This window comes from Mesorhizobium sp. WSM3868, from assembly GCF_002294785.1.
In the GTDB taxonomy this organism is placed as follows: domain Bacteria; phylum Pseudomonadota; class Alphaproteobacteria; order Rhizobiales; family Rhizobiaceae; genus Mesorhizobium.
Map to the genome: position 1 here is coordinate 114348 of NZ_NSGB01000002.1, position 22812 is coordinate 137159.

The following is a 22812-nucleotide window of genomic DNA, read 5'->3' on the forward strand; positions in this document are numbered from 1 at the left end:
CCTCAATTCCGCCCGTAAAATGCATTCTCGACATGCACTGGCCAGCGCCAGGGCAGCACCGCCACCATGTCGAAGCGCACCGACAGCCGGCCATAGTCCGGCTGGCGCGACAGCCAGAGGTCGGCGGCACCCTCGATGCGCCGTTCCGAGGCGTGGGCGATCGCTTCCATCGCCTCCATCAGCGTGCGCCGCGCCTTGACTTCGACGAACAGCACCAGGTCGCCGCGCCTGGCGATCAGGTCGATCTCGCCGAGCTTTGTGCGATGGCGGCGCGCAAGGATGCGATACCCCTTCAGCATCAGCGCCAACGCCGCCAGCCATTCGCCGCGATGGCCGCGCCGATAGGCTTTTCGCCGATGACCGACGGTGCGCTCAGCCACCGCCGTCCGCCTTCAGCTCGATCAGCCGGCGATAGAGCGCCTGTTTCTGGCCGCCGGTCATCTTCGCCGCTTCCGCCGCCGCCTTGGAGGCCGGCATTTCGGCGGCTAAAGACAACAGCAGCCGGTCGATGTCGGCCGGCTGGTCCTCGGCCGCCTCCGGCGGGCCGACGCAGACCACGATTTCGCCTTTGGGCGTCTCGGCCGCCGCGTAGTGATCGGCAAGCTCTCCGAGCGTCCCCGTTCGCATCTCCTCAAACGCCTTGGTCAGCTCGCGGCCGATCGCCGCTTTGCGCGCTCCGCCAAGCACTTGGACCATCGCGCCAAGCGTCTCGGCCAGCCGGCGCGGCGATTCATAGAAGATGAGCGTCGCCGGCACCTGCCTGAAGCTTTCGAGCTTGGTGAGCCTCTGGCCCGCCTTGGCCGGCAAGAAGCCGGCGAACAGAAAGGCGTCGGAAGGCAGGCCGGAAGCGGTCAGCGCGGCAAGCGCCGCCGACGGTCCGGGCACCGGAATAACGCGTATGCCGCGCTCCAGCGCCTCGCCGACCAGCCGGTAGCCGGGATCGGAAACCAGCGGCGTGCCGGCATCCGAAATGAGCGCCACGCTCTGTCCGGCAGCGAGCGATTCGATCAGCCTCGGCCCGGCCTCGGCGGCATTGTGCTCGTGATAGGCCGTGGTGCGCCGGCGAATGCCGTAGCGTTCGAGCAGCACGCGCGAGACGCGGGTGTCCTCGCAGGCAACGATGTCGGCGCCGGCCAGCGTCTCCAGCGCTCGCAGCGTGACATCGGCGAGATTGCCAATCGGCGTCGCCACCAGATAGAGCGCCGGCTCCAGCGGCCGCGCCGCAATTTCGGTCTGCCCGATTACATAGCTGCGTTTGTCGCCGGTCAATTGAGGCCCTCCCCACGCGCCACTGTTTGCCACGGCTGATCTGCGGTTGCAAAACGTGATGGCGATGCAAGGGAATCGCCATGCCTTTGCCACGATGCGGAACCAAACCGCATAAGGCGGATTTTACCCCTGATTCCCGAGGAGGAGGACAGGATGGACAGCCTGATCATTCAAGACGCTTTCACGCCCTATTATTCGGGCTGCAAGCGCTTTGCCGGATCGGAGAAGGTTGCCGGTTCGGAGAATCGGGAACCCTCCGCCAGGACAAAGGACAAGGAAGCGATGAAGCCGCTTCCAAGCCCCGCGGTTCAAGACGCCTCGACCGAAACCGAAAGCACGACGGAGCACTGACCGGACGATGCCCAATCGCTTCGACATTTTCATCACACGACTCGAAAGCAAGACCGCCCGCGAGGGCATTCCTTCCCATCCGATCGCCGCCCAGCACGGGAACCGCCGCGACAAGACCGACCTGAAGCAAGGCCGCTCCGGCGACGCGCATGCGGAAAAGGATCGCGGGAAGCAGCGTCAGAAGCACGACGCCTAGAGCAGCTGCGACGCTTCGCGATCTCTCGCCTCATCCCAGGCGGAGCGAGGAGCGAAGCGCCATGCTTGGCCGTTCAACCAGGCCATTCAGCCCAGATATTTAGTGACCTTCGCCTCCAGAAGTCGCACCAGTTCCGGATCCATGAACGCATAGTTGTCCGGGATGTCGAGGCAGATCACCGTGCCCGCATCAGGCTTGACCGGAACTTCGTCTGCAGCTTGACGCGATGCGCCTTCTCCATGACGAAGATGATGTCGGCCCACGCGACCAGCTCATGCGTCAGCGGGTTGTCCGCGTCGTGATTGGTGCCGGCCGATTCGACCTCGAGGTCGCGGCGCCTGGAAAACACCTGCTCGGCGGTGGGACTGCGCAGGCGGTTCTGGCTGCAGACGAAGAGAACCTTTTTCACCGCGCGAGGTCTGCCACCACCGCATCGAGCACGATCATGCCGGCGGTCGTGGCGCGGAGGCGGGCGTTGCCGACCGGCGCCACCAGCCCCTCTTCCTGCAGCACCGACAATCGGTCGCTCGCCAGACTACGCCCGGCAAGCGTCTCGTAGCGCTGGAGGTCGATGCCTTCGGCCAGCCGCAGCCCCATCAATAGGAACTCGTCGGCTTCTTCGGCGCGCGTCAGCACCTCGCCGCCGGTGACGCCATGGCCCCTGGCTTCGACCAGGTTGGCCCAGGTCTCAGGCATCTTTTCCGCGACCGTCACGGTACGGCGGCCGTTCTCGACGAAGCGGCCATGCGCGCCGGGTCCGACGCCGACATATTCGCCGTAGCGCCAATAAGTCAGGTTGTGCCGGCTTTCCGCGCCCGGCCGCGCGTGGTTGGAGATTTCGTAGGCCGGAAGGCCGTGCGCCGCGGTCACCTCCTGCGTCAGCGCGTAGAGGTCGGCGGCATGGTCGTTGTCGGGCAGGACGAATTTTCGCGCTGAGTGGAGTGCATGGAACGGCGTGCCCTCCTCGATCGTGAGCTGATAGAGCGACAGGTGGTCGGCGGCGTGCCCGATCGCTTCCTCAAGCTCTAAAGCCCAAGCCTCCGGCGTCTGGCCGGGCCGCGCATAGATCAGGTCGAAGGAGAGCCGCGGAAAGATTTCCCGCGCCAGCCCGATGGCGTGCAGCGCCTCCTCGACATTGTGCAGCCGACCGAGGAAGCGCAGGTCCTTGTCGTTCAGCGCCTGCACGCCGAGCGAGACGCGGTTGACGCCTGCCGCCCGATAACCGCGGAAGCGCTCCGCCTCGACCGAGGACGGGTTCGCCTCCAGCGTCACCTCGATCCCGGCAGGCACCGTCCAGTTCCTCGCTACGGCTTCCAGAACCGCTGACACCGTTTCCGGCTTCATCAGCGACGGCGTGCCGCCGCCGAGGAAGATGCTGGTCACCTCGCGCGGCCCGGTGCGGGCGCGCATGGTCTTCAGCTCCGTCTCGAAGGCACGCGCAAAACGCTCCTGGTCGACCGGCTGGTGGCGAACGTGGCTGTTGAAGTCGCAGTAAGGGCATTTGGCCGCGCAGAACGGCCAATGGATATAGACGCCGAAGCCGGGGCTGCGGTCGAGCGGCATGGTCTGGCCTGTCCCAATCATTTTGACCTGAGCCGCGCCACATCCAGCCGCGCCAAATCCAAGCGGGCCTGGGCAAACTTCTGGAAGGCGCGGGCGCGGTGCGACAGGGCTGTTGCCTGGCCGGGCTTCCAGCCATGCTTTTGCTCGGCGCTCATCTCGCCAAAAGTCTTGGCGAAGCCGTTGGGCAGGAACACCGGATCGTAGCCGAAGCCGAGCGTGCCGCGCGGCGGCCAGACCAGCGTGCCTTCGGCCTCGCCGCGGTAATATTCGGCCTCGCCATCGGGAAAGGCGAGGCAGATGACGGCGACGAAACGCCCGGTGCGCTGCGCCGGCTCGGTCGCGCCGACCTCCTGCAACGCCACTTCGGTGCGCTGCATGGCCATGCCGAAATCGCGTGTGCCGTCCGCCGTCTCGGCCCAGTTGGCTGTGTAGACGCCGGGCGCCCCGTCGAGCGCGTCGACGCAGAGCCCCGAATCGTCCGACAGCGCCGGCAGGCCGGTGGCCTTGGCCGCTGCATAGGCCTTGATATAGGCATTCTCCTCGAAGGTCGTGCCGGTCTCGTCCGGTTCCGGCAGGCCGTAATCCTTGGCCGACTTCGCCTCGAAGCCGAACGGGGCCATCAAGTCGGCGAATTCGCGCAGCTTGCCTTCATTGTGGCTGGCGACGACGATCTTTTGTCCGTTCAAAGAATGCATCAGAGACCCCAGATCCTTGGTTCGGCGAACTCGATCGAATTGCCCGAAGGGTCGCGGATATAGATCGAATGTCCGCCTTGCGGCCATTCGAAATCGCTTTCGATGGCGATGTTCTTGGCCGCCAGATGCTTGCACCATTCGGCGATCTCGGCCGCAGTCGCGGTGAAGCAAAGATGCCCTTCGCCGACCGTGCCGTGCGGCGGCACCTTCAGCTTGGCGTCGGGCGCCGGCGGAATTTTCGTCGCCTCGGCATTGAAGATGAGCAGCACGCCGTTGCCGCAGCGGAAGAAGACGTGGCGGCCTTCGACCTTGCCCAGCGGATCCAGGCCGAGGATGTCGCGGTAGAAGGCTTCGGCAGCGGTTAGGTCTGTGACGTAGAGCGCTGATTCCAGAATCGCGGAGGGAGTCACGAAGCACCCCCCTCTGCCCTGTCGGGCAGATGGCCGGCAGGCCAGAGGGGGGTGCCTAGGCTCGGCATTCGAAAACCTACGCCACCGCCATCTGCTGCAGGCTGACCAGCCGAGAAATACCCTTCTTGGCCAGTCCCATCAGTGCCGAAAACTGCTCTTCGGAGAAGGGCTCGCCTTCCGCCGTGCCCTGGATCTCGACGATGCCGCCCTTGCCGGTCATGACGAAATTGGCGTCGGTGCCGGCCGAGGAATCCTCGAGATAATCGAGATCGATGACCGGCTGTCCGTCATGGATGCCGCAGGAGATCGCCGCGACATGGTCCTTGAGCACCTTGGAAACGCTGGCCATCTGGCGCGCTTCCATCCAGCGCAGGCAATCGTATAGCGCCACCCAGCCGCCGGTGATCGAGGCGGTGCGGGTGCCGCCGTCGGCCTGGATGACGTCGCAGTCGACGGTGATCTGCTGTTCGCCCAGGGCCTGCAGGTCGACAACGGCGCGCAACGAACGACCGATCAGCCGCTGGATCTCCAGCGTGCGGCCGCCCTGCTTGCCGGCGGAAGCCTCGCGGCGCATCCGCTCGCCCGTCGAGCGCGGCAGCATGCCGTATTCGGCCGTAACCCAGCCCTTGCCGGAATTGCGCATCCAGGCCGGCACCTTTTCCTCCAGGCTCGCCGTGCACAGCACATGCGTGTCGCCGAACTTCACCAGGCACGAGCCTTCGGCATGCTTGGAGACGCCGCGCTCGAAGGAGATGGCGCGCATTTCGTCGGGCTGGCGTTTGGAGGGGCGCATTCGGCCTTCTTTCCTATGGTTTTGGATTCGTCGGCGGCTTGTAGACGCATGCGATGGATGGCGCAAAGGAAAAGGGCGCCAAGGAAACTCCGCGCACGCGAAAATGGCCCGGGTTGCGCCAGGGAGGCTTAAGTCTATATCTTTCGATAGGAGGTTTTTCGCTGGAATGAACAAGGCAGTCGATCCCGCATCGCAGCCGCCCGTGCTTCAGTCGCTCGACATGCGCTCGCGCGACATCTTCCGGCGGATTGTCGATTCCTATCTGCGCGACGGCGAGCCGGTCGGCTCGCGCAGCCTGTCGCGCATCCTGCCGTCGTCGCTGTCACCGGCCACCATCCGCAACGTGATGAGCGACCTCGAGCATCTGGGGCTGATCTACGCGCCGCATATCTCGGCCGGGCGCCTGCCGACCCAGACCGGCCTGCGCTTCTTCGTCGATGCCTTCATGGAGCTCGGCGATCTGTCGGACGACGAGCGCCGCGTCATCGAGGCGCAGGTGCGTGCCTCGGGCTCGGGCGCGACGCTGGAGCATATGCTGACAGAGGCCAGCCAGATGCTCTCCGGCATGTCGCGCGGCGCCGGCCTGGTGCTCGCCGCCAAGAACGAGGTGGCTCTGAAGCACATCGAGTTCATCCAGTTGGAACCCACCAAGGCGCTCGCCGTCCTCGTGTCGCAGAGCGGCGATGTCGAGAACCGCGTTGTCGACCTGCCGGCCGGTATCACCGTCTCGCAGCTGCACGAGGCCTCGAACTTCCTCAACGCCCATATCCGCGGCCGCACGCTGGCCGAGGCCCGGGTCGAGATCGCGCGCATCAAGGACGAGACCAGGGCGGCTCTCGACACGCTGTCGCAGGAACTGGTCGAGAAGGGCCTCGCGGTCTGGGCCGGCGCCGAAAGCGGCCTGCCGGCGCGCCTCATCGTGCGCGGCCGCGCCAATCTTCTGGAAAACGTCACCGCCCAGGCCGATCTCGAATTGCTGCGCCATCTGTTCGAGGATCTGGAAACGCAGGACGGACTGCTGCAGCTCCTCGACCTCGCCGAGGAAGGTCCGGGCGTGCGCATCTTCATCGGCTCGGAGAACAAGTTGTTTTCGCTGTCCGGTTCGTCGCTCGTGGTCGCGCCCTATCGCGACAAGGATGCGCGCGTCGTCGGCGCGCTCGGCGTCATCGGCCCGACGCGATTGAACTATGCCCGCATCGTCCCGATGGTCGACTATACGGCCCAGTTGATTTCGCGCATGCTGAGGTAGGCGAGCGGGAAACGTCGCAAGGAGGGTGGAAATGGCGCTGGAATCGTTCAAGGCCCAGATCAGCCTGCTGCTCGAGGAGATGGTGAACCAGCCGGAAGACGATCACGAGATCCAGGAGCTACTGCGCGAGAAGCTCAGGGAAATGCGCGCCATGGGCCTGCCGCTGCCGGCCGATCTGGTCGCGCTGGAAAAGCAGCTCGACGACGATCTGGATATCGAAGAGAGCTGAACTGCCGGCGCTTCCCGTCAAAATTTGCATGCCCGGCTTCTCTTTTGGAGAGCCTGGATATTCGCTGTCTGGTTGCTGATGCACGTTGGCGAATAACGGAGAACAGCATGATACGGATTGCCGGCCTTGCCGCCCTCGCCTTGCTCCTGGCCTCCGGCGCCGTCGCGCAACAGGCCGATCAGCCCTTGCTCACCGGCAAAAAGGCCTTCGGTGACTGGAAGGCCGACCGGCCCGGCGTGCGGCGCCTCATCAGGCCCGACGATCTCCCGAAGCCGAATGTCGCCGAATCCGCCTCGAACGGCGGCGGTGTCACCGATCGCCCCGAGGATGCCAAGCCAGCCCTTCCACCCGGCTTTTCGGCCGAGCTGGTGGCTTCGGGCATCAGCAGCCCGCGTGTCGTGCGCACGGCGCCGAACGGCGATCTCTTCGTCGCCGACAGCAGGGCGAACCAGGTCCGCGTCTATCGACTGGCCGAAGGCAGCGCCAAGCCCGCCGAGAAGTCGGTCTTTGCCAAAGGCCTGACCCGGCCCTACGGCATCGCCTTCTATCCGCTGGGCGACAAGCCGCAATGGGTCTATGTCGCCAACAGCAACAGCGTCGTCCGCTTTGCCTATCGCGACGGCGACCTCAAAGCTTCCGGCGAGCCCGAAACGATCGTCTCGGACATCCCGTCGAGCCATCACTGGACGCGCGACATCGCCTTTTCGCCCGACGGCAAAACGCTCTATCTCTCGGTCGGCTCGGGCTCGAATACCGCGGAGGGCATGGGAGCGAGGCCGAAGGGCGGCGTCGAAGAATGGGCGAGATCGGCACCGCTCGGCGCTACCTGGGGCGCGGAGGAAGGCCGAGCGGATGTGCTCGCTTTCGATCCTGACGGCAAGAACCGCAGGATGGTCGCCACCGGCCTGCGCAACTGCTCGGGCATGACGGTGCAGCCGGCCACGGGCGCGCTCTGGTGCGTCGTCAACGAACGCGACGAGCTCGGCGACAACGTGCCTTTCGAATATGCGACCGCCGTCAAGGAGGGAGCCTTCTATGGCTGGCCCTGGTACTACATCGGCGACAACGAGGATCCGCGCCACAAAGGCGCGCGGCCCGATCTCGCCGGCAAGGTCACGGTTCCGGACGTGCTGATCCAGGCACATTCGGCGCCGCTCAACATCGCCTTTTACGAGGGCGGCAACTTCCCGGCCGACTATAAGGGCGACGCCTTCGTCACCCTGCACGGCTCGTGGAACCGCAATGTCCGCACCGGCTACAAGGTGGTGCGGCTGAAGTTCAAGGACGGCAAGCCGACCGGCGAGTATGAGGATTTCGCCACCGGCTTCGTCATCGCGGACGATGCGGTCTGGGGCCGGCCGGTCGGTGTCGCGGTGGCGAAGGATGGATCGCTGATCCTGACCGAGGACGGCAACGGCACGATATGGCGCGTCACCTACGGCGACGGCCGGTCCTGAAGCGGCGCTGGTGCAACCGAATCCGGCCGCAAGGCAATTAACGCCGCCCCGACGCCGTGGTAGGAGGCCGCCGCTCTGGATCCCGATCTCGGGATAGCGTTGGGTTCAAACCATGACACTGACAGGATTTCTCGCCTACAGCGCCGCCCTCGGCGTCGCCGCCGCCATTCCGGGCCCCGGCGTGACGGCGCTTGTTGCCCGCGCGCTCGGCTCCGGCTTCCGTTCGTCGCTGGCTATGTCGTTCGGTCTCATGCTGGGCGACATTACCTACCTCACCGCCGTCGTGCTTGGCCTCGCCTTCGTCGCCCAGACCTTCGGCATGGTGTTTCTCGCCATCAAATGGGCGGGCGTCGCTTATCTCGCCTTCCTTGCCTGGCGCTTCTGGACGAGCGGCATCTCGCCCGAAACGGTCGAGGCGCGGAAGAGCAAGAGCGGCCTGGCGTCGAGCTTCATCGCCGGGCTGACGGTGACGCTCGGCAACCCGAAGACGATGATCTTCTATCTCGCCATCACGCCGACCATCGTCAATCTGAAGACGATCACGCCGGCCGACTACGGCATCCTCGTCGCGCTGACCGTCGTCGTGCTGTTCGTGGTGCTGGTCCCCTATCTGGCGCTGGCTGCCAAAGCGCGCTGGTTCCTGAAGTCGCCGCGCGCGCTGAAGGTGCTGAACCGCACCGCCGCCGGCTTCATGATGGGAGCGGCAGCCGCCATCGCGGCCCGTCAATAAGGCCCATTCTCAACCGGCCCCCATTTCGGGGAAAGCGTCCCCAAAACGGGCCGATCCAAAAAATGCATTTCCGGCGCGGGGAGGTTTTCAGCAATCGCCCCACTCGGAAATTTTGGGCGAGCAGCCTATCTTGCGCGGCTGAAAGCCTTATTCTGTTTGCCTATGCCTTTGCCTTGGGAGCGAAACCAATGAACAAGCCCGTCACCTCCGCGCGTGTCCCCGGCCGCGGCCGCATCTTCAACTCGATCACCGAGACGATTGGAGACACGCCGCTGGTGCGGCTGGATAAATTCGCCAAGGAGAAGGGCATCGTCGCCAACCTGCTGGCCAAGCTCGAATTCTTCAACCCGATCGCCTCGGTCAAGGACCGCATCGGGGTCTCGATGATCGAGGCTCTGGAGGAGGCCGGCAAGATTGCGCCGGGCAAGACCACGCTGATCGAGCCGACCTCCGGCAACACCGGCATCGCGCTGGCCTTCGCCGCCGCCGCCAAGGGTTACAAGCTGATCCTCACCATGCCGGAGACAATGTCGGTCGAACGTCGCAAGATGCTGGCGCTGCTCGGTGCCGAATTGGTGCTCACCGAAGGCCCGAAAGGCATGAAGGGCGCCATCGCCAAGGCCGACGAGCTTGCCGCGACGCTGCCCAACGCCATCATCCCGCAGCAGTTCGAGAACCCGGCCAATCCGGAAATCCACCGCCGCACCACGGCGGAGGAGGTCTGGAACGACACCAATGGCGAGGTTGACATCTTCGTGGCCGGCATCGGCACCGGCGGCACCATCACCGGCGTCGGCCAGGTGCTGAAGAAGCGCAAGCCTTCGCTGCATGTGGTGGCAGTCGAGCCGGAAGCCTCGCCGGTGCTCTCCGGCGGCCAGCCCGGCCCGCACAAGATTCAAGGCATCGGCGCCGGCTTCGCGCCCAAGATCCTCGACACCACGATCTATGATGAGATCGTCAGGGTCTCGAACGAGGATTCGGTCGCCAATGCGCGCCTCGTCGCCCGCCTCGAAGGCGTGCCGGTCGGCATATCGTCGGGTGCCGCGCTGCAGGCGGCGATCGTCGTCGGCTCGCGGCCGGAAAACAAGGACAAGAACCTCGTCGTCGTCATTCCGTCCTTCGCCGAGCGCTATCTCTCGACGATCCTGTTCGACGGGCTGGGGGCCTAGGCGCTCATCCCTCGAGGAATGGCTTCAGCCCCTGGGTCGTAGTCCCAGGGCGAAGCAGGGGCGAAACTCCGTCGCGGTCGACCCTGGCATCCACGCCGTGACCGCGGCCAGGAAATGCCACGGTCCAGAATGGATACCACCTGTCTTATCCGAGATTAACGGAGCCGCTGTTCCTCCTCCGCAGAAAGACCCGCAAAGCTTGTGACGTGGAGACGTCACGGCATGGATCCTCGGGTCTGCGCGCGTCGCTTTGCTCCTTGCTCCGCCCGTGGATGACCAAGTCGGGAACGCCACAGCCAATCTCAAGAGCTTGCGGACAAGCGGCACTCCCGGGATGATGCAAGCTGGATCGCTCAAAAAGCGTCTGTGGCAAGCGGAGCCCGGCTTGAGGAAGGCGCCGCTTCCGGTTCAAATCGCCGCCGGCCTCGAATCGGCCGGCGGGAGGATTTTATGTACAAGCTTTACACGCGTCCCGGCAGCGGCGGCTTCGTCGTCGAGGCGGCCCTGGCCATGGCCGGCGCGCCTTTCCGGCAGATCGACGTGCCGAAAAAGGATCCGCCCGATCCGGCTTTCCTCGCCATCAGCCCGTTGAACCAGGTGCCGGCGCTGACATTGCCCGACGGTCGGTCGATGACCGAATCGGCCGCGATCTGCATCCTGCTCGCCGAGCGTCATCCAGAAGCGCATCTGGCGCCGCAAGCGGGCTCGCCGGCGCGCGCCGATTTCCTGCGCTGGATGGCCTTCATGTCGTCGGCGCTCTATCCCGCGATCCTGAGGCTCTATTACCCCCACCGGTACACGGCCGACGCCGATAGCGTGCAGGTGGTCAAGGAGGCGGCTATCGCGGAAATGGATCGCGGCTTTGCCATTTTCGACAGCGCGCTCGCCGGCCGTGAGTGGCTGGCCGGTGAGGAACTTTCGCTTGTCGACATCTATCTCGTGATGCTGGTGGCCTGGCATCCCGACACCACGAGCGCTCGCGTGGCCTGGCCGAACATCGAACGGCTGTGGGGCAAGTTGCGCCAGCATGCGATCATGCGGAAACTGAACCTTTCTCATGAGATGTGGCCGCAGGACTAGTTGCTGGAACTAGTGTCTCGCCTCAGTTGCGGACCAGCTTCCCCCGCTCGGCCTGCAGGAAATGGCGCAAGGCCGGATCGCGCTCGAGGCCGATCGCCCGGTCGTAAGCCTCGGCGGCCTCGGCCGTCCTGCCGAGCCTGGCTAAGAGCTCGGCCTGCGCCGCCCAATAGGGCTGGTATTCGGCAAGCCGCTTATCGCCGCCGATCTCGTCGAGCGCGGCAAGACCCTCGGCTGCGCCCTCGGCTTCGGCGATCGCGACAGCGCGGTTGATCGCCACCACCGGCGAGCCGGCAATTGCCATCAGCGCGTCGTAAAGCTGGCGGATCGCGGTCCAGTCGGTGCGGCCGCTCCGCCGCCTTGCCGTGTGCGCCGACTGGACCGCAGCCTCCAATTGGTAGCGGCCGATGGTTCCCCTGATCGCGGCGCGCCTGAGCAGCGCTTCCGCCTCGTCGATCAGCTTGTCGTCCCAAAGCGCGATATCCTGCTCCGCCAGCGGCACGAAGTCGCCGTCGGGGCTGCGCCGCGCCGTGCGCCGCGCTTCGGCGAAAAGCATCAGCGCCAGGAGCCCGAGCGTTTCCGGCTCGTCCGGGATCAGCGACGCGACCAGCCGGCCGAGCCAGATGCCTTCCGTGGCCAGGTTGCGTCGGCGCGTCTCGGTGCCGGCCGGATCCGACCAGCCCTCGGCGAATGTGGCGTAAATCGCTTCCAGCACCGCCTCGAGCCGCTCGCCGAGCTCGGCCCGCTCCGGTACCCGGAAGGGGATGGCGGCCTCGCGGATGCGGCTCTTGGCGCGCACCAGGCGCTGGCCCATCGTCGTCGGCGAGACCAGAAAGGCCGAGGCGATGGTTGCGGCGTCGAAGCCAAGCACGGTCTGCAGGATCAGCGGCGCGCGTACGCTGGCCTCGATCGCCGGATGCGCGCAGGCAAACATCAGCCTCAGCCGCTCGTCGGGCAAATCCTCGTGCGTCATGCGCGCCTCCGCCTCTTCGGCAATCAGTTGCAGGTGGCCGCGGGCCGCCTCGCCGGTCAGCCGCCGCCGCACGGCGTCGACGTCGCGGCGGCGCGCCACCGCCAGCAGCCAGGCCTCGGGCTTTTCGGGCACGCCGCTCTTCGGCCAGCGCTCCAGTGCGGCGGCGAACGCGTCGGCCAGCGCGTCTTCGGCGCCGGCAACGTCGCGCATGCGAGCAGCGAGATAGGCAACCAGCTTGCCGTAGCTCTGCCGGGCGGCCGCCTCGGCCGCCGCCCGCGCCGTTTCCGGGCGCTTGTCCATATTGCTAGGACCGGTAGTCGGTCATTTCCCAGATCGGCCGCACCTCGACCGTGCCGGTGCTGGCTGCCGGGCAGCGCGCGCCCCATTCCATCGCGGTGTCGATGTCGGTCGCTTCGATCATGTAAAAGCCGGCAAGCTGTTCCTTTGTGTCGGCATAGGGACCGTCGAGCACATTGGTCTTGCCGTCGGCGAGCCGTATCGAAGTGGCCGCCTGGGTCGGGCGCAGCCTTTCGCCGGCAAGGTACGCGCCGGATTTCTTCAAGGCTTCGGTATAGGCACCGTAGGCGGCAAGCGTCTGTTCGGTCTTGTCGCGCGGCGCATTCGCCATTGCCGCTTCGTCATTGTAGATCAAAAGCATGTATCGCATGGTCTTCTCCGTTTTCTCGAAGGCCGCGTCGTCGCGGGCCGACCTATGTCGTGCGGCCACGGCCGATTTCGACAGGCGCCGCGAAAATCTTTCGCCTCCAAAGCAATTGAGCGCAAGCCGGCGCTTTCGCCACCCCTCGATCGTTCGTCTAATGGCTGCAATTGCGGGTTGGCATTTGGCGTCTCCTGTCTAAACTCCCAGCTTCGCGCCGGCAGAGGCGGCGCGGCGCGACCATCAGGAGGAGGAAACCAAATGCTCGATTTCAGGACGAAATTTGTTGCCGCCGGCGCTTTGGCATTGTCGCTCGGCCTCGGCGCCATGTCGGCCGGGGCACAGGAATTCATCACCGTGCTGACCGGCGGCACGTCGGGCGTCTACTATCCCCTCGGCGTCGCGCTGTCGGAAATCTACGGCAAGGGCATCGAAGGCGCCCGCACCCAGGTGCAGGCAACCAAGGCATCGGTCGAGAACCTCAACCTGCTGCAGCAGGGCAAGGGCGAGATCGCCTTCGCGCTCGGCGATTCCGTCAAGCTCGCCGCCGAAGGCAACACCGAAGCCGGCTTCCCCGGCAAGCTCGACAAGCTGCGCGGCATAGCCGCCATCTATCCGAACTATATTCAGATCGTCGCCAGCAAGGAGTCCGGCATCAAGACCCTCGCCGACCTCAAGGGCAAGAGCCTGTCGGTCGGCGCGCCCGCCTCCGGCACCGAGCTCAACGCCCGCGCCATCTTCGCCGCCGCCGGGCTGAAATATGAGGATCTTGGACGGGTCGAGTACCTGCCATTCGCCGAGTCGGTCGAGTTGATCAAGAACCGGCAGCTCGACGCCACGCTGCAATCGGCGGGCCTGGGCGTCGCCTCGATCCGCGATCTCGCAACTTCGGTGCCGATCAACGTCGTCGCCGTGCCGGCCGAGGACGTCGCCAAGATCGGCTCGCCCTATCTTTCGGTGATCATTCCCAAGGGCACCTATGAGGGCCAGACCGAGGATGTCGCCACCGCCGCGGTCGGCAATTTCCTTGTCACCCGGGCCGATGTTTCCGACGAGACCGCCTATCAGATGACCAAGCTGATGTTCGAGCATCTCGACCAGCTCGCCGCCGCCCATGCCGCCGCCAAGGCGATCGATCCGGCCAAGGCGCTGGACGGCATGCCGGTGCCGCTGCATCCCGGCGCGGAGAAATATTACAAGGAAAAAGGGCTGATCAAGTAAGCGAGGATGGCGCGGCAGTCTGCTATGGAGCGCCTCGGATGAGCAAAGCAACGTCTGGAACAACGACCGACGGCAATTCGACCACTTTTCATCTCCCTGTCGCCGAAGAACAGGTCGAAGGCCTGCCGCCGGGCTTCGGCGGCGGCATCGCCGGCAAGGCGGCCTTCCTGATTGCCGTCGCCTTCTCCGTTTTCCAGATCTACATCGCCGCCTATGGCAGCCTGCCCAGCCAGGTGGTACGCGCCATGCATGTCGGCTTCCTGCTGCTGCTCGGCTTCGGCCTGATCGCCAACCTGCGCGCCACCGGCGTAGCGGCGAAGGCCGCGTTCTGGTCGCTCGGCGCGCTCGGCTTCGGCACCGGCCTCTACAACTGGGTCTTCTACGCCGACCTCATCCGCCGCTCCGGCTTCCTCACCACGCCGGACCTGATCGTCGGCACGCTGCTGGTGGTGCTCGTCTTCGAAGCGGCAAGGCGGCTGATGGGGCTGCCGCTCGCGGTGATCGCCTTCATCTTCCTCGCCTATTGCTTCGTCGGCAATCACCTGCCGCCGCCCTTCATCCATCGCGGTTACGATTTCGCCCAGCTCGTCGACACCTTCGCCTTCGGCACCGAAGGCATATACGGCACGCCGGTCTATGTCTCGGCGGCCTACATCTTCATCTTCGTCGTCTTCGCCGCCTTCCTCGAACGCGCCGGCATGATCGCGCTGTTCAACGATTTCGCGCTTGGCCTGGTCGGCTCCTGGCGTGGCGGTCCGGCCCAGGTCTGCGTGCTCTCCTCGGCGCTGATGGGCACCATCTCCGGTTCGGGCGTCGCCAATGTCGTGGCGAGCGGCCAGTTCACCATTCCGCTGATGAAGCGCTTCGGCTTCCGCTCGGCCTTCGCCGGCGCCGTCGAGGCAACGTCCTCGATGGGCGGCCAGATCATGCCGCCGGTGATGGGCGCGGTCGCCTTCATCATGGCCGAGACGCTGAACGTCCCCTACGCCGAGGTGGTGAAGGCGGCGATCATTCCGGCGCTGCTCTATTTCGGCGCCTGTTTCTGGCAGGTGCATCTGGAGGCGGGCAAGGCCGGCCTGCACGGAATGGCCAAGGCTGAGCTGCCCAATCCCTGGGATGCGGTGCGGCAGCACTGGCCGCTGGTGCTGCCGCTTGCCGTGCTGGTTTACCTGCTCTTCGCCGGCTATACGCCGATCTTCGCCGGCACCATGGGCCTGGCGCTGACCATCGTGCTGATCCTCGGCACGCCGCTGGCGGCGCTGATCGGACCGTTCGCCTTCCGCGTCGTCTTCTGGCTGGCGCTCGGCCTTGCCGCCGCCTCCTTCATGCGCTTCGGCGTCAACATCCTCGGCCTCGTCATCGCGGCGCTCATTGTCGCCTGCGTCACTTTCAAGGGCGGTCGCGAGACGCTGCGCATCTGCGTCGACTCGCTTGCCGAAGGGGCGAAGAACGCGCTGCCTGTCGGCATCGCCTGCGCCATCGTCGGCATCGTCATCGGCACGCTGACGCTGACCGGCATCGCTTCGACCTTCATCGGTTGGATCATCTCCATCGGCGAGAACAATCTGTTCCTGTCGCTGCTGCTCACCATGCTCACCTGCCTGGTGCTCGGCATGGGCATCCCCACCATCCCCAACTACATCATCACCTCCTCGCTCGCCGGCCCGGCGCTGCTGTCGCTCGGCGTGCCGCTCATCGTCAGCCACATGTTCGTCTTCTATTTCGGCATCATGGCTGATCTCACCCCACCGGTGGCGCTCGCCGCTTTCGCCGCGGCGCCCATGGCCAAGGAAAGCGGGCTGAAGATCGGCATCCAGGCGACCAAGCTCGCCATCGCCGGTTTCGTCGTGCCGTTCATGGCCGTCTACACGCCGGCGCTGATGCTGCAGGATGCAGGCCCGATCGCGGCTTCGTTCGGCTATCCGGTCGAGGTCGCCTACATCGTCGCCAAAGCCTGCATGGGCATCGTGCTCTGGGGCGCCGCCGCCGTCGGCTTCCTCGCCCGCCGCATGGCCTGGTGGGAGCGCCTGGTCGCCTTCGCCGCCGGCGTGCTGCTGGTGGCGGCGCTGCCGCTCACCGACGAAAGCGGCTGGGCGCTGGCGCTGCTCTGGATCGGCTGGCACCGCTGGCGCGCGCGCCAGGCATCCGCGGCCGGCCCTGCATGAGCCTGTGCATCCTCGCAGCCGGCAAGTCGGTGACGCTTGCCGTTGCCGCCTTTACCTTGTCCTGGACACATTCGGTGGAACGGACGCGCTGGCAGGAGCACTGGAAGGTGACGCCGGCAGGTCTGCGCGTCGTCGAAGCGCGCGTCAAGGGCTCCGGCGCCGGCATGGAGCCGCCGGAAGGCTCGGTGCTGCGGGACGGATGGTGGGTCTATGCGCCACGGATCGGGCCACAGCCGCGGCTGGTGCTCGCGGCCTCCGGCGCAACCGGGGGAGGCTGGACCTTGTGCACGGCCAAGGGCTGTCGCGAGCTTGGCGGGACGGCCGGGGATACGGTCGCGCTCGAAGCCTGCGCCGGTTCGAGCCAGCCGCGATAAAATCCGCGTCGCGATCGAAAATCACCGGCGCGAGCCTGGCCTTGGTACCGCCTCGTCCTTTGCAATAGGCCTCCGCCTCGGCGAGCGAGCGGCCGGCGACGAGCAAGGTCAGACGCGGCTCGCTCTCCAGCAACTGCACGATGCGTCCGCCGAAGGTGCCGTAACCGCGGACAATCAGAAGCTTCATCCGACCCTCCGATCTCAACTGATCAGCCGCTGCCGCAGCTCGGCGGAGGGGATCTCGCAGCTGTGTTTGCGGCCGAACAGCGCATAGCGGTTCTTGGCGATGCGGTCGTACAGCCAGTCGCGCAGCGGCCGCGGCAGGACGAGCAGCAATCTCGCGGCGCGCCACGGCCAGCCGAGCGCCGCCATGACGGCGACGAAACTGTCGAGCTTCGTGAAGGCGGCGCCGTCGATGATGGCGAGGTTGCTGTCGTAATCCTCGGTCGGCAGGCCGTGCTCACGAAACAGCGCCTCGCCGAGCGGCGATTGCGCGGTGGCGAAGCGGAAGCGTTTGTTCCGGTCGATCTTGAGGACGATCTGGACGAAGCCCGAGCAGAACACACAGACGCCGTCGAACACGAGCAGCGGCTGGCGGGCATCGCAAGCTTGGCCTGGGAGAAGGGGACGTTTCTGTTCGGACAGGTCGGTCATGTCGGCCCCGGCTGCTTGTGCCCCTAGGCACTAAGCTAGGGGGACACTAAGCCAGCCGGCGGCGGCGTCAAAGTCGCGGCGTTGTCGCACGCCTGCCGTCGACGACGGCGGGGCGCTCGTCACGATAGGTCGTGGCGCGGGTGTTGTCGGCCGGCTTGCAGATCCGGCTGTTGTGGCGGCTGTCGAGCATCGTGGTCAGTGCGTGCCGATGCCGAGCGAGTTGCCGCGGCGCGCGCAGGCCGGGCCCGGGCCGCGCATGTAATAGCGCTCGGGCCGATAGGTCGGCGCGACGAATTCGCGGATGGCGGCGGCATAGCCGGCGATGTGATTCCAGAAGTTCATTTTTCCTGTCCCTGTCCCGTTTTCGGATGTCCCTTCCGAATTGCGAGGATCATAGCCTCGAGGCGTGAATAGTCGGTGAACGCGATGTTAATTTCTGGTCCGAAACGCGTTGCATCGTGGCTGGAATGCGGCTGATTCGCGGTCTTTCGAAGCCTTTTGTCGCGTTTCCGGCTCGTGTGACTTTTGCATCACATATGTTTCGTCTCTATGTCGCTTGGGCGCGCTTCTGTTTCACGCATCGAAGGTGGCTTGAAATTTCCGTGCGGCGTCGTCCGCCGGCAGGAACCTGCCCTGCGCGGTGACGTTGATCGATCAAGGCCGGGGCCGAAACCCGGCCGCGTTGGCGGCGGACCGGCCGCGCAACTTCCGGACAACACCAGACATGGAAGGCAACCGCCATGGGTTTCTTTTCGAAAGACATCAAGACGCTGGACGACCTCTTCGTCCACACGCTGCGCGACATCTATTATGCCGAAAAACAGATCGAGAAATCGCTGCCGAAGATGATCGACAAGGCGACGGATTCGCAATTGAAAGCCGGTTTCGAGAAGCATCTCGCGCAGACCAAGGGCCACATCGAACGGGTCGAGCAGGTATTCGAGCTGCATGGCGTCAAGGCCAAGACCGTCAACTGCCCCGCCATCGACGGCATCCTCGAGGAGGCTGACGACGTGAGCGGCGACGTGGAGGACAAGGAGGTCCTCGATGCCGCGCTGATCGCCTCGGCTCAGGCCGTCGAGCATTACGAGATAACGCGCTACGGCACGCTGATCGCCTGGGCCAAGCAGCTCGGCCGCAGCGACTGCGCCAATGTGCTGGCCAAGAACCTCAAGGAAGAAGAGGCGACAGATCGCAAGCTGACCGAGATCGCGGAAAGCAAGGTCAACCTCCAGGCTGCCGAATAGCTAGTTGTGAGCCCGAAAGGCCGGCGGACAGCCGCCGGCCTTTCGCCTGCCCGGAACCGAAGCGGAGCCTTGGCCGTTGCGATGGCACCCGCCTGCCAGGGAGGTTGCCGTGGCGTCTACGTCCAGGCGCAGATCCGCATAGGAGCACGATGTCATGGCCGGCCTCGAGCAATACCACGCCAAGCGCGATTTCCGGAAAACCTCGGAGCCGGCCGGCCAGCTCGCGCCCAGCAAGAAGACCGACGCCGGCGGCATCTTCGTTGTCCAGAAGCATGCCGCGACGCGGCTCCACTATGACTTTCGGCTCGAGCATGATGGCGTGTTGTGGAGCTGGGCGGTCACGCGCGGACCGAGTCTCGACCCGCACGAGAGGCGGCTGGCGGTGCATGTCGAGGACCACCCGATCGACTATGCGTCTTTCGAGGGCACCATTCCGAAGGGCGAATATGGCGGCGGTTCCGTCCTCGTCTGGGACGAAGGCCGGTGGATCCCCGACGGCGACCCGGCCAAGGGCATGAAGAAGGGCCATATCGACTTCGAGCTCGAAGGCCAGAAGCTCAACGGTCGCTGGCATCTGGTCAGGCTGAAGCCGCGCCCGCGCGAAAAGCGCGACAACTGGCTGCTGATCAAATCCAATGACGCCGCCGCCCGCCCTGGTGAAGACATACTTGTAGAGGCGCCGCAATCGGTAAAGTCGGGCTTGACCATCGAGGAGATCGGCGAAGGCAAGACGGCCAAGGGCGCCAAACCAAGGGTCTGGCATTCCAACAAGCCGGCTGCAGGCAAGGCAAAATCCCCACGCCTCGAATTCGTCGAGCCGCAACTGGCGACGCTCGAAAAGAATGCGCCTTCCGGCGAGGAATGGGTGCATGAGGTGAAGTTCGACGGCTACCGCATGCAGGCGCAGATCGCCGGCAGCGATGTCCGGCTGCTGACCCGCACCGGCCTTGACTGGACGAAGAAGTTCGAAGGTCCGGTCGTGGCCGAGCTTGCCGGACTGAAATGCCGCGACGCCATCATCGACGGCGAGATCGTCGTGTTGGCCGACAGCGGCGTGTCCTCCTTCGCCATGCTGCAGGCGGATCTCTCGGCCGGCCGCACCGACCGCTTCATCTACTACGTCTTCGACCTGATGCGGCTCAATGGCGAGGACCTTCGCCGCGAGCCGCTGGTCGAGCGCAAGCAGGCGCTGGCCGAACTGCTCGGCGAGCGGTCGGAGCAATCCGCCGTCCGCTTCAGCGATCATTTTGCGGAACCCGGCAGCGTCATGCTGCAGCATGTCTGCCGCATGGGTCTCGAAGGCGTGGTGTCGAAACGCGCCGACGCGCCCTATCGCAGCGGCCGCGGCCTCGCCTGGATCAAATCGAAATGCACGCTGCGCCAGGAATTCGTCATCGGCGGTTACTTGCCGTCGGACAAGACCGGGCGCGGCCTGCGCTCGCTGCTGGTCGGCTATCATGAAAGCGGCAGGCTCAACTATGCCGGCCGCGTCGGCACCGGCTTTTCCGGCAAGGTGGCTGCGGACCTTAAGAAAAAACTCGACAGCCTCAAGACGACGAAGTCGCCTTTTTCTGCCGCCGTGCCGAAGGGCAAGGGCCTCGTCTGGGTCAAGCCCGAGCTTGTCGGCGAAGTGGAGTTCCGCAGCTGGACATCCGACCATATAATCCGCCACGCCTCGTTCCAGGGGCTGCGCGAGGACAAGCCGGCGGAGGACGTGGTGCAGGAAAAGCCGAAGCAAGCCGACGGCAAGACAAAAAGCGGAGCAAAGGCGAGCAGCGGCAGGACCGAGACAAAAACCTCGGCCGGAACGGCGAAGACCTCGGTGAAGCTGTCGCATCCCGACAAGCTGCTGTGGCCCGACGAAAAGGTCTCCAAGCAGGATCTCCTCGATCACTACGCCTTGGTCTGGCCGCGAATTGAGCCATTCGTCGTCAACCGGCCGCTCAGCCTTGTGCGGGCGCCGGATGGCATCCATGGCCAGCGCTTCTTCCAAAAGCATGCCTCACCGGGCATGAGCGACAAGATCGCCAGGATGAACGATCCGACCGACGGCGAGGAGATCTTGTTCATCAGGGATTTCGACGGGCTTGCAGCCCTTGTCCAATACGGCGTCGTCGAGGTTCATATCTGGGGCTCGACTGTCGACGAACTGGAAAAGCCGGACCAGATCATCTTCGATCTCGATCCGGACGAGGGCATCGGGGTCGAGGCGGTGCGTGCCGCCGCCCTCGACATCCGAGCCAAGCTGAACGACCTGTCGCTGCCGACCCTGGTCAAGACGTCTGGCGGCAAGGGCTATCACGTGCTGGTGCCGCTCAAGCCCTCCGCCGAATGGGACGAGGTGAAGGACTTCGCCCATGATTTCGCCCGCGCCCTGGAGCAGGCCGCGCCCGACCGCTACACGGCGACGCTGTCGAAGAAGGCGCGCACCGGCAAGATCTTCGTCGACTACCTGCGCAACGGCCGCGGCGCGACCACGGTCGCGCCCTATTCCTCGCGCGCCAAGAAGGGCGCGACGGTGTCGATGCCGGTGACCTGGCCGGAGATCGAAAAGGGCCTGCCGCCCAATGCGTTTCCGCTCGGCAACGCCACGACGCTAAAGCAGCTGAAGAAGGCCGATCCGTGGGCGGATTTCTTCAAGTTGGGCAAACCGCTCAAGCGGGCTTAGCCAGCAGCCGAGCCGGCCAGTCCGTCACGCCAGAAATACCCTCTCGAACTCCTGCTTGCCCTTCGGCGAGAACACCACGGCGCGGCTGTCCTTGTCGCGCCGCGCCCATTTTTCGACGATGACCTTGTCGAGGATGGCGGCGCCCAGCGCGCCGGCCAGATGCGAGCGCCGCACGCTCCAGTCGAGGCAGGCGCGGCAGATCGGCCGCTTCGCTTTGCTGTCGATCTCGATGCCGAGCGCGGCGAAATGCGAAATGGCTGACGGCGACAGCCTGATCTCGTTCTCCTGGCGCAGCAGCAGCTTCCGGTCGACCAGACGGTCGAGCATCGCCACCGCCTGCTCGCCGGCAAGATGGTCGTAGCACACCCGCGCCACGCGCATGGCCGCGTCGCGCGGGCCGGGCCGCACCCGCTTCGGGCCGACCGCCTCGGCGACGCCGATGATCGCCTCGAGCATGCCCGCCACCTGCGGGCCGGCAAGGCCGTAGTAGCGATGCCGGCCCTGGCTCGCCAGCGTCAGCAACCCGCCGTCCATCAGCTTGGACAGATGCGAGGACGCGGTGGGCAGCGACACGCCGGCTTCAAGCGCCAGCTCCGACGCGGTCAGCGCCGTGCCGCCCATCAGCGCGTTGAGCATGTTGGCGCGGGCCGGGTCGCCGACCAGGCTGGCGATGCGGGCGATATCGGGTCCTTCACGCATAGTTCGATCCTCATCGAAGCATCCCCGTGAGGGAAGCACTATTCTCGGGCGAGCTCAAGGAGCGCGGCAAACGCTGCTGACACCAGAACGTCTAGCACAGCCGGTGAAGCGATGTTTCGACCGTGGTCGAACCGTCGCCGCCAGCAAGCCCACCGACCCAGTAAGCCAATCGACGAGGAGACCGAAATGACCGTCACCTGCTTCATCCGCTACGAGATCGACCCTTTCGGCAAGGCCGCGTTCGAGCAATATGCGCGCGCCTGGGGTCAGGCCATTCCGCGCTGCGGCGCCGAGCTGATCGGCTATTTCGCGCCGCATGAGGGTTCGGCCACCACGGCTTACGCGGCCTACAACATCGAGAACCTCGCGGCCTACGAAGCCTATCGCGCGCGGCTTGCCGCCGACCCGGCCGGCAAGGCAAACTATGAGTTCGCGCGGCGCGAGAAATTCATTCTCAAGGAAGACCGGATCTTCCTGAAACTGGTCTCGGCACCGCATGGCCCGAGGCAGGTCTTTCGCACCGACGTAACGGTCAAAGAAGGGATAGAGGCATGATCGCCGTCATCTTCGAAGTCGAGCCGGCGGAGGGAAAACGTGACGCCTATCTTGGCATCGCCGCCGAGCTCAAGCCCCTGCTCGACGGCATCGATGGCTTCATCTCGGTCGAGCGCTTCCAGAGCCTGACCGATCCGAGGCGCGTGCTCTCGCTGTCCTTCTGGCGCGACGAGGAAGCCGTCAAGGCCTGGCGCAACACCGAGGAGCACCGGCAGGCGCAGAAGGCCGGCCGTGGCGGCATCTTTGCCGGCTATCGTCTGCGCATCGCCCATGTGGTGCGCGATTACGGGCTAAATGAAAGGGCTGAAGCGCCCGAAGACAGCCGCATAGTGAATGGGTGAAACGAGGCTCTCCCTTCCCCTGTGGGCCTGATGCGTAATTGGCCCGCAAGGGGAGAAGGAGGGTCGGCC

General features: G+C 65.3%; 26 protein-coding genes and 1 pseudogene. 15 read left to right on the plus strand and 12 right to left on the minus strand.

The features are described from left to right. Window positions 1–2 precede the first annotated feature (2 nt). Together CK221_RS03750 and rsmI are read right to left on the minus strand one after the other, a co-directional pair. Window positions 3–380 (minus strand): YraN family protein, encoded by a 378-nt coding sequence (locus CK221_RS03750; protein WP_067323465.1) that lies wholly within the window; start codon window positions 378–380, stop codon window positions 3–5. Further along, complete coding sequence (gene rsmI, locus CK221_RS03755) at window positions 373–1269, minus strand: 16S rRNA (cytidine(1402)-2'-O)-methyltransferase (RefSeq protein ID WP_095776776.1); 897 nt, start codon at window positions 1267–1269, stop codon at window positions 373–375. The genes CK221_RS03750 and rsmI overlap by 8 nt, the downstream gene beginning before the upstream one ends. Window positions 1270–1422: 153 nt before the next feature. Here rsmI and CK221_RS03760 point away from each other — a divergent pair, with 153 nt between their 5' ends. Together CK221_RS03760 and CK221_RS03765 are read left to right on the plus strand one after the other, a co-directional pair. After that, window positions 1423–1620, plus strand: a complete 198-nt coding sequence (locus CK221_RS03760; RefSeq protein WP_095776777.1) for a hypothetical protein — start codon at window positions 1423–1425, stop codon at window positions 1618–1620. 7 nt (window positions 1621–1627) lie between these two features. Beyond that, complete coding sequence (locus tag CK221_RS03765; RefSeq protein WP_067003209.1) at window positions 1628–1816, plus strand: hypothetical protein; 189 nt, start codon at window positions 1628–1630, stop codon at window positions 1814–1816. An 86-nt stretch (window positions 1817–1902) separates the two neighbouring features. Here the strand turns inward: CK221_RS03765 and CK221_RS03770 are convergent. The 5 genes and pseudogenes from CK221_RS03770 to rph form a co-directional block, all read right to left on the minus strand. Beyond that, a pseudogene (locus tag CK221_RS03770) lies at window positions 1903–2225 on the minus strand (low molecular weight protein tyrosine phosphatase family protein). Continuing rightward, on the minus strand, window positions 2222–3400 hold the full coding sequence (hemW, locus tag CK221_RS03775) for a radical SAM family heme chaperone HemW (RefSeq protein ID WP_095776778.1): 1179 nt from the start codon (window positions 3398–3400) through the stop codon (window positions 2222–2224). The pseudogene CK221_RS03770 and the gene hemW overlap by 4 nt, the downstream one beginning before the upstream one ends. Beyond that, window positions 3397–4074 (minus strand): RdgB/HAM1 family non-canonical purine NTP pyrophosphatase, encoded by a 678-nt coding sequence (gene rdgB / locus CK221_RS03780; RefSeq protein WP_095776779.1) that lies wholly within the window; start codon window positions 4072–4074, stop codon window positions 3397–3399. The genes hemW and rdgB overlap by 4 nt, the downstream gene beginning before the upstream one ends. After that, the gene (locus tag CK221_RS03785) at window positions 4074–4484 is read right to left on the minus strand and encodes a VOC family protein (protein ID WP_095776780.1); all 411 of its coding nucleotides are present in this window, start codon (window positions 4482–4484) and stop codon (window positions 4074–4076) included. Before CK221_RS03785 ends, rdgB begins: the two co-directional genes overlap by 1 nt. 76 nt (window positions 4485–4560) lie before the next feature. Further along, window positions 4561–5277, minus strand: a complete 717-nt coding sequence (rph, locus tag CK221_RS03790) for a ribonuclease PH (protein ID WP_067003199.1) — start codon at window positions 5275–5277, stop codon at window positions 4561–4563. Between the two features lie 166 nt (window positions 5278–5443). On the opposite strand from rph, the gene hrcA reads away from it, so the two are divergent. The 6 genes from hrcA (at window position 5444) to CK221_RS03820 (ending at window position 11191) form a co-directional block, all read left to right on the plus strand. Beyond that, a complete protein-coding gene (gene hrcA / locus CK221_RS03795; RefSeq protein WP_067003197.1) occupies window positions 5444–6526 on the plus strand; it encodes a heat-inducible transcriptional repressor HrcA in 1083 nt (360 codons plus the stop codon). Window positions 6527–6557: 31 nt separating this feature from the next. Continuing rightward, a complete protein-coding gene (locus CK221_RS03800; RefSeq protein ID WP_067003314.1) occupies window positions 6558–6755 on the plus strand; it encodes a hypothetical protein in 198 nt (65 codons plus the stop codon). Window positions 6756–6862: 107 nt separating this feature from the next. Continuing rightward, window positions 6863–8212: a sorbosone dehydrogenase family protein gene (locus CK221_RS03805; RefSeq protein WP_095776781.1), complete on the plus strand. Its 1350-nt coding sequence runs from the start codon at window positions 6863–6865 to the stop codon at window positions 8210–8212. A 112-nt stretch (window positions 8213–8324) separates the two neighbouring features. Then, window positions 8325–8942, plus strand: a complete 618-nt coding sequence (locus CK221_RS03810) for a LysE family translocator (protein ID WP_095776782.1) — start codon at window positions 8325–8327, stop codon at window positions 8940–8942. 188 nt (window positions 8943–9130) lie between these two features. Then, complete coding sequence (cysK, locus tag CK221_RS03815) at window positions 9131–10111, plus strand: cysteine synthase A (protein WP_095776783.1); 981 nt, start codon at window positions 9131–9133, stop codon at window positions 10109–10111. A gap of 450 nt (window positions 10112–10561) precedes the next feature. After that, window positions 10562–11191 (plus strand): glutathione S-transferase family protein, encoded by a 630-nt coding sequence (locus tag CK221_RS03820; RefSeq protein WP_095776784.1) that lies wholly within the window; start codon window positions 10562–10564, stop codon window positions 11189–11191. A 22-nt stretch (window positions 11192–11213) separates the two neighbouring features. Here the strand turns inward: CK221_RS03820 and CK221_RS03825 are convergent, their stop codons facing one another. Both CK221_RS03825 and CK221_RS03830 read right to left on the minus strand, forming a co-directional pair. Continuing rightward, window positions 11214–12461, minus strand: coding sequence for a DUF6596 domain-containing protein (locus CK221_RS03825; RefSeq protein ID WP_095776785.1), 1248 nt, complete (start codon window positions 12459–12461; stop codon window positions 11214–11216). 4 nt (window positions 12462–12465) lie between these two features. Beyond that, a complete protein-coding gene (locus CK221_RS03830) occupies window positions 12466–12828 on the minus strand; it encodes a YciI family protein (protein WP_067003312.1) in 363 nt (120 codons plus the stop codon). A 252-nt stretch (window positions 12829–13080) separates the two neighbouring features. On the opposite strand from CK221_RS03830, the gene CK221_RS03835 reads away from it, so the two are divergent. From CK221_RS03835 to CK221_RS03845, 3 genes are read left to right on the plus strand one after another with little or no spacing between them, the layout of a single operon-like run. Then, window positions 13081–14040 (plus strand): TAXI family TRAP transporter solute-binding subunit, encoded by a 960-nt coding sequence (locus CK221_RS03835; protein ID WP_067003186.1) that lies wholly within the window; start codon window positions 13081–13083, stop codon window positions 14038–14040. A 38-nt stretch (window positions 14041–14078) separates the two neighbouring features. Beyond that, on the plus strand, window positions 14079–16205 hold the full coding sequence (locus CK221_RS03840) for a TRAP transporter permease (protein ID WP_095776786.1): 2127 nt from the start codon (window positions 14079–14081) through the stop codon (window positions 16203–16205). Further along, the gene (locus CK221_RS03845; protein WP_067003181.1) at window positions 16202–16579 is read left to right on the plus strand and encodes a DUF1850 domain-containing protein; all 378 of its coding nucleotides are present in this window, start codon (window positions 16202–16204) and stop codon (window positions 16577–16579) included. Before CK221_RS03840 ends, CK221_RS03845 begins: the two co-directional genes overlap by 4 nt. Before the next feature lie 201 nt (window positions 16580–16780). Here CK221_RS03845 and CK221_RS03850 read toward each other — a convergent pair whose 3' ends face one another. Both CK221_RS03850 and CK221_RS03855 read right to left on the minus strand, forming a co-directional pair. After that, window positions 16781–17233, minus strand: a complete 453-nt coding sequence (locus CK221_RS03850) for a DCC1-like thiol-disulfide oxidoreductase family protein (RefSeq protein ID WP_095776787.1) — start codon at window positions 17231–17233, stop codon at window positions 16781–16783. Between the two features lie 195 nt (window positions 17234–17428). Beyond that, window positions 17429–17575 carry a hypothetical protein gene (locus CK221_RS03855; RefSeq protein WP_082980733.1) on the minus strand — a complete coding sequence of 49 codons (147 nt, stop codon included), beginning with the start codon at window positions 17573–17575 and terminating at the stop codon, window positions 17429–17431. 398 nt (window positions 17576–17973) lie between these two features. Here CK221_RS03855 and CK221_RS03860 point away from each other — a divergent pair, with 398 nt between their 5' ends. Both CK221_RS03860 and ligD read left to right on the plus strand, forming a co-directional pair. Next, the gene (locus CK221_RS03860; RefSeq protein ID WP_067003177.1) at window positions 17974–18480 is read left to right on the plus strand and encodes a ferritin-like domain-containing protein; all 507 of its coding nucleotides are present in this window, start codon (window positions 17974–17976) and stop codon (window positions 18478–18480) included. A 154-nt stretch (window positions 18481–18634) separates the two neighbouring features. Further along, entirely contained in the window at window positions 18635–21148 is a 2514-nt protein-coding gene (gene ligD, locus CK221_RS03865; RefSeq protein ID WP_095776788.1) for a DNA ligase D, read from the plus strand. Window positions 21149–21172: 24 nt separating this feature from the next. Here ligD and CK221_RS03870 read toward each other — a convergent pair whose 3' ends face one another. Next, entirely contained in the window at window positions 21173–21847 is a 675-nt protein-coding gene (locus CK221_RS03870) for a winged helix-turn-helix domain-containing protein (RefSeq protein ID WP_067323441.1), read from the minus strand. A gap of 186 nt (window positions 21848–22033) precedes the next feature. Here CK221_RS03870 and CK221_RS03875 point away from each other — a divergent pair, with 186 nt between their 5' ends. Both CK221_RS03875 and CK221_RS03880 read left to right on the plus strand, forming a co-directional pair. Next, a complete protein-coding gene (locus tag CK221_RS03875) occupies window positions 22034–22402 on the plus strand; it encodes an NIPSNAP family protein (RefSeq protein WP_067003171.1) in 369 nt (122 codons plus the stop codon). Next, the gene (locus CK221_RS03880) at window positions 22399–22743 is read left to right on the plus strand and encodes an antibiotic biosynthesis monooxygenase (RefSeq protein WP_067003170.1); all 345 of its coding nucleotides are present in this window, start codon (window positions 22399–22401) and stop codon (window positions 22741–22743) included. The genes CK221_RS03875 and CK221_RS03880 overlap by 4 nt, the downstream gene beginning before the upstream one ends. Window positions 22744–22812: the final 69 nt, after the last annotated feature.